The sequence below is a fragment of the Streptococcus iniae genome, assembly GCF_030732225.1.
In the GTDB taxonomy this organism is placed as follows: domain Bacteria; phylum Bacillota; class Bacilli; order Lactobacillales; family Streptococcaceae; genus Streptococcus; species Streptococcus iniae.
This window is the reverse complement of record NZ_CP132230.1, coordinates 122,550-137,913: the sequence shown is the minus strand read 5'-3', so window position 1 is coordinate 137,913 and position 15,364 is coordinate 122,550. Positions and strand designations below refer to the sequence as shown.

General features: G+C 40.3%; 9 protein-coding genes. 2 read left to right on the top strand and 7 right to left on the bottom strand.

Translation table 11 applies throughout. The features are described 5' to 3' along the window. Positions 1-3: 3 nt before the first annotated feature. From rpoC to pbp1b, 3 genes are all read right to left on the bottom strand, one after another. Positions 4-3,636 carry a DNA-directed RNA polymerase subunit beta' gene (gene rpoC, locus Q9317_RS00815; RefSeq protein ID WP_003098797.1) on the bottom strand — a complete coding sequence of 1,211 codons (3,633 nt, stop codon included), beginning with the start codon at positions 3,634-3,636 and terminating at the stop codon, positions 4-6. Positions 3,637-3,733: 97 nt separating this feature from the next. Next, entirely contained in the window at positions 3,734-7,297 is a 3,564-nt protein-coding gene (rpoB, locus tag Q9317_RS00810) for a DNA-directed RNA polymerase subunit beta (RefSeq protein WP_003098795.1), read from the bottom strand. Positions 7,298-7,558: 261 nt separating this feature from the next. Continuing rightward, entirely contained in the window at positions 7,559-9,865 is a 2,307-nt protein-coding gene (gene pbp1b / locus Q9317_RS00805) for a penicillin-binding protein PBP1B (RefSeq protein WP_031239175.1), read from the bottom strand. 93 nt (positions 9,866-9,958) lie between these two features. Between pbp1b and tyrS the strand changes: the two genes are divergently transcribed. Beyond that, a complete protein-coding gene (gene tyrS / locus Q9317_RS00800; RefSeq protein ID WP_003098791.1) occupies positions 9,959-11,215 on the top strand; it encodes a tyrosine--tRNA ligase in 1,257 nt (418 codons plus the stop codon). Between the two features lie 44 nt (positions 11,216-11,259). Here the strand turns inward: tyrS and Q9317_RS00795 are convergent, their stop codons facing one another. The 4 genes from Q9317_RS00795 to ispE all read right to left on the bottom strand — a co-directional run bounded on the left by Q9317_RS00795 (position 11,260) and on the right by ispE (position 14,143). Beyond that, complete coding sequence (locus tag Q9317_RS00795) at positions 11,260-12,075, bottom strand: metal ABC transporter permease (protein ID WP_003098790.1); 816 nt, start codon at positions 12,073-12,075, stop codon at positions 11,260-11,262. Between the two features lie 2 nt (positions 12,076-12,077). Further along, a complete protein-coding gene (locus Q9317_RS00790; RefSeq protein ID WP_003098787.1) occupies positions 12,078-12,776 on the bottom strand; it encodes a metal ABC transporter ATP-binding protein in 699 nt (232 codons plus the stop codon). A 4-nt stretch (positions 12,777-12,780) separates the two neighbouring features. Then, complete coding sequence (locus Q9317_RS00785; RefSeq protein ID WP_003098785.1) at positions 12,781-13,224, bottom strand: zinc-dependent MarR family transcriptional regulator; 444 nt, start codon at positions 13,222-13,224, stop codon at positions 12,781-12,783. Positions 13,225-13,291: 67 nt separating this feature from the next. Beyond that, positions 13,292-14,143 (bottom strand): 4-(cytidine 5'-diphospho)-2-C-methyl-D-erythritol kinase, encoded by an 852-nt coding sequence (gene ispE, locus Q9317_RS00780; RefSeq protein WP_003098783.1) that lies wholly within the window; start codon positions 14,141-14,143, stop codon positions 13,292-13,294. A 200-nt stretch (positions 14,144-14,343) separates the two neighbouring features. Here ispE and Q9317_RS00775 point away from each other — a divergent pair, with 200 nt between their 5' ends. After that, on the top strand, positions 14,344-15,321 hold the full coding sequence (locus Q9317_RS00775; RefSeq protein ID WP_003098781.1) for a polyprenyl synthetase family protein: 978 nt from the start codon (positions 14,344-14,346) through the stop codon (positions 15,319-15,321). Positions 15,322-15,364: the final 43 nt, after the last annotated feature.

Here is a 15,364-nt window from a genome sequence, read left to right as displayed (position 1 = left end):
TGATTAATTTTCTGAAACGACTGTTTCTTCAACAGTTGGTTCTTCAATAATTTCAACTTCATTAATTGCTTGTGGTTCAATGTTACGGTAGCGTGCCATACCAGTACCAGCTGGGATGATTTTACCGATGATAACATTTTCTTTAAGACCAAGTAGGTGATCTTTCTTACCACGGATAGCAGCATCTGTAAGGACACGAGTTGTTTCCTGGAAGGATGCAGCTGACAAGAATGAATTGGTTTCAAGTGAGGCTTTTGTAATCCCCATAAGAACAGGACGTGATGTTGCAGGGTTACCACCTGAGATAACAATATCTTTGTTGGCATCAGTAAAGTCTGCAATGTCCATAAGTGTTCCTGGAAGAAGCTCTGTATCACCTGGATCCATAACGCGAACTTTACGGAGCATTTGACGAACCATAACTTCAACGTGTTTGTCCCCGATTTCTACCCCTTGGCTACGGTAAACTTTTTGTACCTCAGCAAGTAAGTATGTCTCAACTGACAATGTATCACGGACTTCAAGAAGACGTTTTGGTTGGATTGACCCTTCAGTTAGAGACTCACCACGGTTAACTTCGTCGCCAATTTCAACTTTCATACGAGCTGTAAATGGAACGATGTATTCACCTTTACCAGTTTTACCTTCAACAAATACTTTCTTAGTACGTGTTGAAGCATCTTCTTCAACGTCAACAACGGTACCTTTAACCTCAGTGATAACAGCTTCCCCTTTAGGGTTACGTGCTTCAAAGATTTCTTGGATACGAGGAAGACCTTGAGTGATATCGGTATTTGACGCAACACCACCGGTATGGAAGGTACGCATTGTAAGCTGTGTACCAGGCTCACCGATTGATTGAGCGGCAATTGTACCAACTGCTTCACCAACTTCAACAGCATCACCTGTTGCAAGGTTGATACCATAACAGTGACGACATACACCGTGTTTTGTAGCACATGTGAAGACTGAACGAATTGTTACTTCTTCAACGCCTGCATCAACAATTTTACGGGCCATATCTTCTGAAATCAATTGATCAGCTCCGATAAGAACTTCACCAGTTTCAGGATGCTTCACTGATTTACGAGTATAACGCCCTTGAAGGCGTTCTTCAAGTGTTTCTGTAACTTCTTTGCCATCTGTGATAGCTTTAATGAGAAGACCTCGGTCAGTTCCACAATCATCTTCACGGATAATAACATCTTGGGCAACATCAACCAAACGACGAGTAAGGTAACCAGAGTCGGCTGTCTTAAGGGCTGTATCGGTCATCCCTTTACGAGCACCATGGGTTGAGAAGAACATTTCCAAAACGGTCAAACCTTCACGGAAGTTTGAAAGGATAGGCAATTCCATGATACGTCCGTTAGGAGCAGCCATCAAACCACGCATACCGGCAAGCTGTGAGAAGTTTGAGATGTTACCACGGGCACCTGAGTCCATCATCATAACGATTGGGTTTTTAGGATCTTGTGTTTCAATCAGACGTTTTTCAAGCGCTTCTTTTGCTTCACGCCATGTTGTTGTAACAGCAACATAACGATCATCTTCAGTCATCAAACCACGACGGAAGGCTTTGTTTATTTCTTCAACACGATGGTGAGCAGCTTCAAGAATTTCAGCTTTATTATCAATAACTGGAATATCAGCAATACCAACTGTTAAACCAGCAAGTGTTGAATGGTAGTAACCTAAGTCTTTCAAGCGGTCAAGGAAAGCTGATGTTTCTGTTGTGCGGAAACGTTTGAAAGTTTCAGCGATGATATTTCCTAGATTTTTCTTCTTGAATGGGACATTGAGTTCCAAACCGTCAATAACGTCTTGGATTTCTTGACCTGGTTCAAGGAAGTATTTATCTGGAGTACCTTCTGTTAAGTTAGCATTGTTTGGTTCTTGCAAATATGGAAGATCTTCTGGCATGATGTCATTAAACAAAATCTTACCAACAGTAGTTACCATGATTTTGTGTCTTTGACTATCTTTCCAAGGTTTGTTAGGCATCGAATCAACTGCGATACCAACACGACTATGTAAGTGAGCATAGCCATTTTGGTAAGCCATAACAGCTTCATCTTTGTCTTTGAAGATCATTCCTTCACCTTCACGACCAGCATCTTCCATTGTTAGGTAGTAATTCCCTAAAACCATATCCTGAGATGGTGTAACAACTGGTTTTCCATCTTTAGGGTTAAGGATGTGCTCTGCTGCAAGCATCAACAAACGAGCCTCAGCTTGTGCTTCTTCAGAAAGTGGGACGTGGATGGCCATTTGGTCTCCATCGAAGTCAGCATTGTAGGCTTCACATACAAGCGGGTGAAGACGAAGGGCTTTACCATCGATAAGAACAGGTTCAAATGCTTGAATACCAAGTCTGTGAAGAGTAGGTGCGCGGTTAAGAAGTACTGGGTGCTCTTTGATAACTTCTTCTAAGATATCCCAAATACGTTCGTCGCCACGTTCAACCATACGTTTTGCTGCTTTAACGTTTCCAGCAAATTCGCGGGCAACAATTTCACGCATTACAAATGGTTTGAAGAGCTCGATTGCCATTTCGCGTGGCACACCACATTGATACATTTTCAAAGTAGGACCAACAGCAATAACTGAACGCCCTGAGAAGTCAACACGCTTACCAAGCAAGTTTTGACGGAAACGCCCTTGTTTACCTTTAAGCATATGGCTCAAAGATTTCAATGGACGACTACCAGGACCTGTGATTGGACGACCACGACGACCATTGTCAATCAAAGCATCAACCGCTTCTTGAAGCATACGTTTTTCATTTTGAACGATGATTCCTGGAGCATTTAACTCTAAAAGACGTGCTAAACGGTTATTACGGTTAATAACACGACGGTATAAGTCATTCAAATCTGATGCTGCAAAACGTCCACCATCCAATTGAACCATCGGACGTAAATCCGGCGGAATAACTGGAAGAATGTTCAATACCATCCACTCAGGTTTATTGCCTGATTTGTTGAAGGCATCTAGAACATCTAAACGACGAACTGCTTTAATACGTTTTTGACCAGTTGCTGATTTCAGTTCTTCTTTCAATTCAGCAATTTCTGTTGGTAAATCAACACGTTTCAAGAGATCTTGAATAGCTTCTGCACCCATCTTAGCGACAAATGAACCATAGCCATATTCTTGAATTTTTTCGCGGTATTCACGCTCTGTTAATAATGATTTAGGCTCTAAAGGTGTTTCTTTTGGATCAATCACAACATAAGCTGCGAAATAGATAACTTCTTCAAGAGCTCGAGGACTCATATCAAGAGTCAATCCCATACGAGATGGAATTCCTTTGAAATACCAGATATGTGAAACTGGTGCTTTCAACTCAATATGTCCCATGCGTTCACGACGAACTTTGGCACGGGTTACTTCAACACCACAACGGTCACAAACAATCCCTTTATAACGGATACGTTTGTATTTCCCACAGGCACACTCCCAATCTTTTGTTGGACCAAAGATAACTTCATCAAAAAGTCCTTCACGTTCTGGTTTTAGTGTACGGTAGTTGATTGTTTCAGGTTTTTTAACTTCACCATAAGACCATGAACGGACTTTACTTGGTGAGGCTAATGTGATTTGCATACTTTTAAAACGATTTACGTCAACCACTAGTTTTACCTTTCTTCGATTTATCAGATTACTGCCTCCTAGAGCAATAATGCTCTAGGTCAGTAATTTATTGCTTTCAATAGGTTATTAAACCTTCTTAGTCTTCTTTTGTTTGTAAAGCTTCTTCTGCTTCTTGAACTTGTTTTTCACGGGCTTTTTCAAGATCATCAACGTGCATCACGTCATCATCTTCACCTTCATCAAGGTCACGAAGTTCAACTTCATTGTCATCTTCATCAAGAACACGCATGTCAAGACCAAGTGATTGTAATTCTTTAACAAGAACGCGGAATGATTCTGGAACACCTGGTTTTGGAATTGGTTTACCTTTAGTGATTGCTTCATATGCTTTCAAACGTCCAGTAACATCATCTGATTTGTATGTTAGGATTTCTTGAAGAACATTTGAGGCACCATAAGCTTCAAGGGCCCAAACTTCCATCTCACCAAAACGTTGTCCACCAAATTGTGCTTTACCACCAAGAGGTTGTTGTGTAACAAGTGAGTAAGGTCCTACAGAACGGGCGTGAAGTTTATCATCAACCATGTGGTGAAGTTTAATCATGTACATGACACCAACTGAGACACGGTTGTCAAATGGCTCACCAGTACGTCCATCGTAAAGGACAGTCTTCGCATCTGAATCCATACCAGCTTCAGCAACCGTATCCCAAAGGTCTTCTGCACTTGCCCCGTCAAAGACTGGCGTTGCAATGTGAATTCCGAGGTTACGAGCCGCCATACCAAGGTGGAGTTCCATAACTTGTCCGATATTCATACGTGAAGGCACCCCAAGAGGGTTCAACATGATATCAACTGGCGTACCATCTGGCAAGTAAGGCATGTCTTCAACTGGAACAATACGTGAAACAACCCCCTTGTTTCCGTGACGACCGGCCATTTTATCTCCAACTTTAATTTTACGTTTTTGAGCGATGTAAACACGAACAAGCATATTTACGCCTGATTGCAATTCATCACCATTAGCACGCGTAAAGATTTTCACATCACGTACAATACCATCGCCACCGTGAGGCACACGAAGAGAAGTGTCACGAACTTCACGTGATTTATCGCCAAAGATAGCATGTAAAAGACGTTCTTCTGCTGATAAGTCTTTTTCACCTTTAGGTGTGACTTTACCAACAAGGATATCACCTTCTTTAACCTCAGCACCGATACGGATAATTCCCATCTCGTCAAGGTCTTTAAGGGCTTCTTCACCAACGTTTGGTACTTCACGTGTAATTTCTTCTGCACCAAGTTTTGTATCGCGTGTTTCTGATTCGAACTCCTCCAAGTGAACAGATGTGTAAACATCTTCTTTCACAAGGCGCTCACTCATGATAACAGCATCCTCGAAGTTATAACCTTCCCATGTCATATAAGCAACGACTGGATTTTGACCAAGGGCCATTTCACCGTTTTCCATAGATGGGCCATCAGCAATGAAGTCACCTTTTTCAACAATGTCGCCGACTTTAACAAGTGTGCGTTGGTTATAAGCTGTCCCTGAGTTTGAACGACGGAATTTTGTTACATGGTAAACATCAAGTGAACCATCTTCACGACGAACTTCAACTTTTTCAGCATCTGAGAAAACAACTTTACCATCGTGCTGTGCAATCACTGCAGCACCAGAATCGTGGGCTGCTTGATATTCCATACCAGTACCAACAAATGGTGCTTTAGGATCAATCAATGGCACAGCCTGACGTTGCATGTTGGCACCCATGAGGGCACGGTTGGAGTCATCGTTTTCCAAGAAAGGAATACATGCTGTCGCAACGGCAACTACCTGCTTAGGAGAAACGTCTACAAAGTCAACTTGACTAGCTGGGAACTCTTGGTTATTACCTTGATGACGTCCCATAACGATTTCTTCAGCAAAAGTGCCATCTTCATTTAATTTAGAATTAGCCTGTGCAACTGTAAATTCATCTTCTTCATCAGCAGTCAACCAAACAATTTCACTTGTAACAACGCCGCTTTCACGGTCAACTTTGCGGTAAGGTGTTTGAATAAAGCCATATTTATTCAAATGTCCAAATGAAGATAAGTTATTGATCAGACCGATATTTGGTCCCTCTGGTGTCTCAATCGGACACATACGACCATAGTGAGTGTAATGCACGTCACGAACTTCATAGCCGGCACGGTCACGCGTCAAACCACCAGGTCCTAAGGCTGAAAGACGACGTTTGTGTGATAATTCAGAAAGAGGATTATGTTGGTCCATGAACTGTGACAATTGAGAAGAACCAAAGAATTCTTTAACAGCTGCCGTTACAGGACGAATATTGATGATTTGTTGTGGTGTTAAAACATCATTGTCTTGAACAGACATGCGTTCGCGAACATTACGTTCCATACGAGCAAGACCAATACGGAATTGGTTAGCAAGCAATTCACCAACTGCACGAATACGACGGTTACCCAAGTGGTCAATGTCATCAACTTTTCCAAGACCCTCTGCAAGGTTCAAGAAATATGACATTTCTGCAAGGATATCAGCTGGTGTAAGTGCACGAACTTTGTCATCAGGTTGGCAGTTACCAACAATGGTAACAACTTTATCTGGATCAAGTGGCGAAACCACTTTGAATTTTTGTAGGACAACAGGTTCTGTCACAACGGCATAGTCATTTGGTGTGTATACAAATTTGTTCAAATCACCATCAAGATGCTCTTCAATAGATTCAATGACTGAACGCGTCATTTCTGTTCCAGCTTCAACAAGAATTTCACCTGTTTCACCGTCGACAAGATTTTCTGCGATCACTTGATTCAACAAACGTGTTTTAATGTTAAGTTTTTTGTTCACTTTATAGCGACCAACTGCTGCTAAGTCATAACGACGTGCGTCGAAGAAGCGCGCAATCAATAAGCTACGTGAGCTATCAGCTGTTTTAGGTTCACCTGGTCTTAAGCGTTCATAAATTTCTTTAAGGGCTTCGTCTGTACGTGAATCATTTGGATTTTTATGGATATCTTTCTCAATAGTGTTACGAACTAATTCACTCTCACCAAAGATATCAACGATTTCGTCATCACCTGAAAATCCAAGTGCACGCACAAGTGTTGTAAACGGAATTTTACGAGTACGGTCAATACGAGTGTAAGCAATGTCTTTTGCATCTGTTTCTAACTCTAACCATGCACCACGGTTAGGGATAACAGTTGATCCATAGCCAACTTTTCCGTTTTTATCCACTTTATCATTGAAATAAACACCTGGAGAACGCACCAACTGTGAAACGATAATACGTTCACCACCATTGATGATAAAGGTTCCCATTTCAGTCATAATTGGGAAATCACCAAAGAATACTTCTTGTGTTTTAATCTCACCAGTTTCCTTGTTTACCAATCTAAAGGTTACAAAAATAGGTGCAGAATAAGAGGCATCGTGAACACGAGCTTCCTCTAAAGTGTATTTTGGCTCTTTGAATTCATATCCAACAAACTCAAGTTCCATAGTATCTGTAAAGTTTGAAATTGGAAGTACGTCTTCAAAAACTTCCTTCAAACCTGCATCTAGAAACTCTTGGAATGAGTCAGTTTGAATTTCAATCAAGTTTGGTAAATCAAGAACTTCTTTGATTCTTGAAAAGCTACGACGTGTACGGTGTTTTCCGTATCGAACTTCATGTCCTGCCAAGTTTTTAGCTCCTTTTTCTTTTTTAAGATTTGTTTTTTAACAAATAGGTCTACTTTCATTTGTCCAGAATGTGAATTTTTAGAATCTTTAAATATAGATAACAAAGTATCCTTTAAAGCAAAAATAGGCACAAAAAGAGCAGCTAAATCTGACTGTATCAGTATGATTTAACTGCTGTTCTGTCTAGTTGGACAATATTTCAACTAGATTAGACGACAAATAGTTACCAATATTATACACTATTTTTTCGTGAAAATCAAGTTATTTCTTGCCACCGCCAAAACTAGACCAGGCTTTTTGATAGTCTGCGTCTGTTCCACCAATAGCAAATTTATAGGTCATTTGACCTGGACCATTTTTAGCCCAAAGACTGGTCGTGTTCTCCCCACCAATGGTAATTTTACGCCCATTCACAGTCACTACGCCAGCTTGTAAACCAGTTGCTTTATTGACAGAGGCCTTAATCACACTGTTATCAAGTTTGAAGCGCTGACCTATACCAAAAATATCTCCATCAGCCTGATTTATAGCGTTAGCTAAATTGGCCATGTAATTGGCCTCATTATGATAACCTGTCATCGCTGCTAGTGAACTATTATCATCATGACCTGCCCATCCTCCCAAAGTAACTTTAGGAGTTGCAAGCATTAACCAAACATCAGAATAGTTTTCCGTCGTTCCTGTCTTACCAATCCAATCTGCCGAAGCTAGGTGAGGATTAATCGCAGACAAGCGGCTCTTGAAAGTGGTTGTTGAACCAGATGAAATTGGCCCTCTTAATAGCTCTTGAAGAATAGTTGCTGTCGCTGGTGAGAAAATTCGGACCGGTTTTGCTTGATGTTGGTAAACAACCGTTCCATCACTGGCAGTGATTTTTTCCACCATATATTGTTTGTGAAATTCTCCGTTATTAGCAATCATTTGGTAGGCATTGGTTTGTTGTCCCACAGAAACATCAATTCCAGCCCCCAGAGGTAAACTTTCGATTGAATAATCTGGGATATGATAGCCCATATTGGACATGTATGCTTCAACATTAACACCATTGTCACGCAACAACTTTTGCGTCCAGTAAGCAGGAATGTTCCAAGAAGTGTTTAAGGCCTCTTGAAGTGGCATCATAGCTGTCCCTTCACTATCAACGTGCATGATTTTTTGCCCACTTGAGTAAGTCGTTGGGTAATTTGATAAGATGCTGGCACTTCCCATCAAGCCTTGGTCAATGGCAGGACCATAAGCAATAATAGGTTTGATACTAGAACCAGGTGAGCGACGGGTATCAAAGGCATGGTTGTTCTGATTCATCTTGTAATCACGACCACCAATGAAGCCTAAAACCGCTCCATTTGCATTATTCGTCAGAACATTCCCCATCTGAAGAGTGCCCGTACCATCATCTAATAAACCACCATAATTAGCTGCTGCACTTTGCATCGCTTGATAAATAGTTTTATTAATAGTACTTGTTACGGTATAGCCACCTTGTTGCAACTCCGTCATGGCTCTTTCTTCATAAGCTGCTTTAGTTTTATCGTTTTTCAAATCTCTTTCAGAAACCTTATCTCGTTTGATTAGATAATCAAACATGGCAGCTTTAGCATTTTCTAAAATACTGTAATAAAGATAATCATGGTTATTACTTGCGACAGATTCTGGCTGTTTAAAATCTTGTTTAATCGGGTAGGCTTTATAGGACTCATAATCTTGCTTACTTAACATTCCTTCGCGATACATGTTATAGAGAACATGTTGCTGACGTTTAATACCATAAACCATCTCTTGGTCTGTTTTCAATTGTCCCGTTGAGAGATACGGCGAGTAAACAATTGGACTCTGTGGCAAGCCTGCCAAAAATGCCGCCTGAGGAATGGTTAAATCCTTTGGTTCAACACCAAAAATACCACGCGCTGCTTCGCCAATTCCCGCGATGTTTTGCCCCTTATTATTACGTCCAAATGGGGACACGTTTAAATAGTCTGATAAGATATCATCCTTTGAAAGGTAGCGTTCTAGAGCAAGCGCATAAATGATTTCTTTGGATTTCCGTTTAAAGGTTGGGGCATCTCCAATCACTTGCTGTTTAACCAGCTGTTGGGTCAAGGTTGACCCCCCACTCGACTCGCCTAAACCAAGGATAGAAGCTAAAGTCGCTCTAAAAACAGCCTTAGGCACAACGCCTTTATGCTCCCTAAAATTTTCATCTTCAGTAGAAACTAAAGCGTTTTTGATGTTATCTGATATAGCTTCCTTAGGAACTGGAGTCCGCAACAAATCACTGTCAATCGGCGCAATAATGCTATTATCTGAGTAGTTTAGTTGAGAAATCCTTGAAATAGCATTCACCTGCTTAACCAAACTCTCTTTACTAGGCACTTTCACAGAATCAATCTGGCTGGCAAGGTAGCCAAAAGCCATCCCCACTCCCATCATCCCAAGTAGGAAAATAATGATATAAATAAAATTCGAAATGAGTTTTAATGTTCTAAGTGCGACAATTCCTAAATCTTTATAATCCAGGTCCTGTTCTTGTTTTTTCTTATTCCTTTGATTCACGATAAAATACCTCATTGTCTATTATACCAAACTTTGATAAAGCTTGCATAGGAGGAGTTGTTTTTGATATAATGATTTCTGAAACTATAACGAAAATGGAGAAAGCCTATGAATATTTTTGAAGAACTCAAAGCGCGTGGCTTGGTCTTTCAGACGACCGATGAAGAAGCCTTAGTCAAAGCACTAACAGAAGGGCAAGTATCCTATTATACAGGTTATGATCCAACAGCTGACAGCTTACACCTTGGCCACTTGGTTGCTATCTTAACCTCACGTCGTTTACAACTAGCAGGTCATAAGCCTTATGCACTCGTTGGCGGAGCCACAGGATTGATTGGTGACCCCTCCTTTAAGGATGCTGAGCGTAGCCTACAAACTAAAGAAACCGTCCTTGAATGGAGCGACAACATCAAAGGGCAATTGTCACGCTTCCTTGATTTCGAAGAGGGCCAAAATAAGGCTGAACTGGTTAACAACTATGACTGGTTCTCACAAATTAGTTTTATTGACTTCCTTCGTGATGTTGGTAAGTACTTTACCGTTAACTACATGATGAGTAAAGACTCTGTTAAAAAACGTATCGAAACTGGTATTTCATATACTGAATTCGCCTACCAAATCATGCAAGGCTATGATTTCTATGAATTAAATGCCAAACATAATGTGACACTTCAAATTGGTGGTTCTGACCAATGGGGTAACATGACCGCAGGGACTGAGTTGCTTCGTCGTAAAGCTGATAAAGCAGGACATGTCATGACCGTTCCACTTATCACTGATTCTACAGGGAAGAAATTTGGCAAATCAGAAGGCAATGCCGTTTGGTTGGATGCTGATAAAACATCACCTTATGAAATGTACCAATTCTGGTTAAACGTTATGGATGATGACGCTATCAAATTCCTCAAAATCTTCACCTTCCTATCATTGGACGAGATCGCTGACATCGAAACTGCTTTTGAAGCTGCCCGTCATGAACGCTTAGCTCAAAAAACACTAGCGCGCGAGGTCGTAACACTTGTCCACGGTGAAGAAGCTTACAAACAAGCTTTAAAAATCACAGAACAGTTATTTGCTGGTAAAATCAAAGAATTATCCGCTAGTGAACTTAAACAAGGCCTCAGCAATGTGCCAAACTATCACGTCAAAGAAGAAGACAACCTTAATATCGTTGACATTTTAGTAAGTGCTGCTATTTCTCCATCAAAACGCCAAGCGCGTGAGGATGTTCAAAACGGTGCTATCTATATTAACGGTGAACGCGTGCAAGACTTAACCTATGTCCTAGCTGACGCTGACAAAATTGATGAGCAATTAACCGTCATTCGTCGCGGCAAGAAAAAATATGCCGTCCTAACTTACTAAAACCATCGCAAAAGCCCCGAAGTCTAAAGCTTCAGGGCTTTTATTTAATTGATTTTCTGAAAGATGAACCTCAAAAGATTTACTAAAAGGAAAATACTGATGAAAATCATGGTAATGGTCGCACTAGCTGGCGTCTCCCAATAATAGGACAATAAGATACCAGATAGCATTCCCGTAAATCCAATTAAAATGCCAATAAAAATAACAGATTTGAAATTTTTACCAATCCGCATGGCAATACTTGCAGGCAAAACCATAATGGTCGACACCAAAAGCGCTCCTGCTGCAGGAATGGTAAGAGCAATGGCAATCCCTGTAATCACATTGAAAAGAACTGACATGACCCTTACCGGCAAACCATCAACAAAGGCTGTGTCTTCATCAAAAGTTAAAATATACATGGGTCTAATAAACAGTAAGGTTAATAGAAAAATAAACAAGGCAATCACAAACAAGGCAATCACTTGCTCTTTACTGATTGTGATAATAGAACCAAAAAGGTATTGCTCTAAACTAATATTTGATTTTCCAGCCGACTTACTCATAATAATCAACGAAATAGCAAGCCCCATCGACATCAAAATGGCTGTTGAAATTTCCATATAATGTTTGTAAACCACTCGCAAGTACTCTAAGACTACTGCCGCAATTGCCACAACAATAATGGTTGTCCATGTTGGATTAACACCAATAACAACTCCCAAAGCGACACCCGCCAAGGAAACGTGGCTTAAGGTATCACTCATTAAACTTTGACGTCTGAGAATAAGGAAAACCCCTAGAATCGGTGCAAAAATACTGATAGCAATGACTGCCAAAACAGCTCGTTGCATAAAATCATAGGTTAAAATCTCTAACATGATTAAACCTCCTCTTTCTCGTCGTCATGAATATTAAAACAACGCCAAGGAAGTTCCTGATTACGTACCAAGTGAATGTTACGGTCAGCATAATCTTTCACTTCTTCCGGATCATGTGTAATCATTAAAACAGCTTTCCCATGTTTGTGGGCACTGTGGTTCATTAATTGGTAGAAAGTATCTGTTGTTCCTGAATCCATACCAGTTGTCGGCTCGTCCAACACAAAAATATCAGGGTCAGAAGCAAACATGCGTGCAATCACAATGCGCTGTTTTTGCCCTCCTGACAGACTACCAATTGCCTTATGACGACTCTCCCACATGCCAACAGATTCTAAACTGGCTTTAATGTGTTCTTCGTCATGCTGATTCAAGCGGCGGAACCAACCCCGTCTAGGATAGCGACCTGACTTAACAAACTCATAAACCGTTGATGGAAAACCGGCATTAAAACTAGCAACTTGCTGAGGAAGGTAAGCTATTCTTAGCTTTTTGCCCTCTCGGTTTTGCTTTGCAATCGTCACTTTCCCTACTTTTGGTTTTAAAATTCCCAAAGTTGCCTTGATTAATGTTGATTTAGCAGCGCCATTTTCACCTGTTAGGGTGACAAACTCGCCACTGTCTAAAGTATAGTTAATGCCTTCTAAAACAGGGTCACTGTCATAATTAAAAGACAAATTGTCGACTGTTATGTATCTCAATGACTTACCCTTCTAATTCTTTAGCAAAAATAGTCAAAAATTTATCAACCACTTGTGCTTCTTCTGGGCTAAAATTCTCTAATAGTCTGCGGTAAACATCCAATGTTTTGTCATGATGGTGCGTGTGTTCTTCAGCAATTGGTTTTGCCAAATCTGTCAATTCAAAGTAGGTAACACGAGCATCCACAACATCTTTTGTGCTGGCAAGCATACCGTGTTTGATCAAACTTTTAATAGCTTTTGTTACTGCCGCTTGACTAATATTAAGCTTCTTAGCCAAATCTGTATTCGTTAACTTATCTTGTGACAAGAGCATCAAAATATGTTCTTGAGTGTTGGTCAACTTAACATCACTTTGACAAGCACCAAATAAGAGCTCGTGTTGATTTTCAGCCTTAACCAAAATTTTGTTAACTAAATAATCGATTTTACCTTCTAATTTCCCCATCCTAAACCTCGCCTTCTTAACCAGTTAATTATAGCAAAAACAAGCCTATCAATCAACTACTGTCCATCTATAACGTCCTGACTTTATAAACTTCCTTACAAAAACCCTTGAGACTATTGACCACTCGGTCAGCCTGCTTTTCCGCCCGACAAAGAGCAAAAACAGACGGTCCACTACCTGTCATCAGAGCCACATCAGCACCAGATGCTAGCATCCTATCTTTAATCTTCTGAATAAAAGGCCTCTTGGCAATAGACACGTCTTCTAAGGAATTCCCCATCACAGTCTGCAAAGTGCTGTAATTCTTAGTTTCAATAGCTGTTACAAGTGCATCAATATCTACTCGGCTAATCCGCTCCAAATCAAGTTTAGGAAAAACCGTTCGTGTCGAAATGCCAAATTCTGGCTTGACTAAAACCACCCAAGACGAAAAACGCCCAGCAAGTTGTTCAACTTTTTCCCCTTTTCCTCCAACACGCGCACAGCCTGCTTCAATACAATAGGGAACATCACTGCCAATTGCCATACCAAGACCAATCATCTCTTGACAGCTCATATTCAAATTCCATAAGCGGTTTAAGGCTCTAAGCGTCGCAGCTGCATCACTAGAGCCTCCTCCCATCCCTGCACAAACAGGAATCTTTTTGCGTAAGAAAATGGAGACCCCTTGGGTGATGCCGTAAGCTTTCTTCACCAAAAGAGCTGCCTTGTAAACATCATTTTTATTATCCACAGGCATTTTAGAACAATCTGACTGAATCAGGATTCTATCCTCATCCATCGGTGACACGGTAATATAGTCACACAAATCAACACTAACCATAACCATGTCTAAATCATGGTAACCATCATGACGTTTGCCAATAATATCCAAACCAAGATTAATCTTAGCTGGCGCTCTTTCTGTGATTGATGCCATTTTGCCCCTCCTTTTTTTCTGTTTATATCATTTAAAATATACACAATATTAATGAAAAATTCAAATAAATTATTTTTATTAAATATCTAAACCGCTTACATTTCACAACTTTAGCTGAGATCTTGAAAATAATATCCTAGCCATAACGAGCTATTTGAGGTAGAATAGAAAGATATAGAGTAAGCCAAGGAGAAGCCTAAATGTCGTACTGGAGTAACTATCCTGAAATTGAAAATCACCTCAATCAGGTCAGCTCTCTGATCGAGGAAAGGGTCCAACTAGACCACCCTCAAATCGAAGCTGCCATAAAAAAAATGACACGCGCTGGTGGAAAATATTTGCGGCCTGCTTTTTTCTTGCTCTTTAGCCAGTTTGGCCAATCTAAAGCAAACAATCAAGATAAGCTTTTTAAAATTGCTGCCTCACTTGAAATTCTTCATATGGCTACTTTGGTTCACGATGACATCATTGATGACTCTCCCTTAAGACGTGGACAGACCAGTATTCAAACACTTTTTGGCAAAGATGTCGCTGTCTATACTGGAGATTTCCTCTTTACCATTTTCTTTGAGTTAATTCTAGAGGGAATGGCAGGAACTGACTACATGACTATCAACGCCAAGGCCATGAAAAAAATCCTAATTGGCGAGTTGGATCAAATGAAACTCTACTTTAACCAAGAACAGTCTATTGACGATTATTTAAAAGCCATTTCCGGAAAAACTGCCGAACTTTTCCAACTAGCTTGTCAAGAAGGAGCATTCTTTGGTGGAGCTGACCAAAACATCACAGACAAAGCAGCATTGATTGGCTTTAATATTGGCATGACTTTCCAAATTTTAGATGATATTTTAGACTATACTGCAGAAAAAGAGCAATTTAACAAGCCAGTTCTTGAGGATTTAAGAAACGGTGTTTACAGCTTACCATTACTATTTGCCATTAAAGAAAACCCCCAAGCTTTCAAGCCATACTTAGATAAGAAAAATCACATGACTGACCAAGACGTCAAAAAAGTTTCTGAACTTGTTCTTCATTATCAGGGCGTCGAAGCAGCAAAAGAAATGGCAAAAACTTACACACAAGAGGCCCTCTTCGCTATTGAAAAACTTCCAAAAATCAAAGCTCAAAAACAATTATTAAAACTAAGCAAACATTTATTAAAACGTCACTTGTAACAAAAAGAGCGACGCTCAAGAATAAAGTAAAAGGCATAGAATC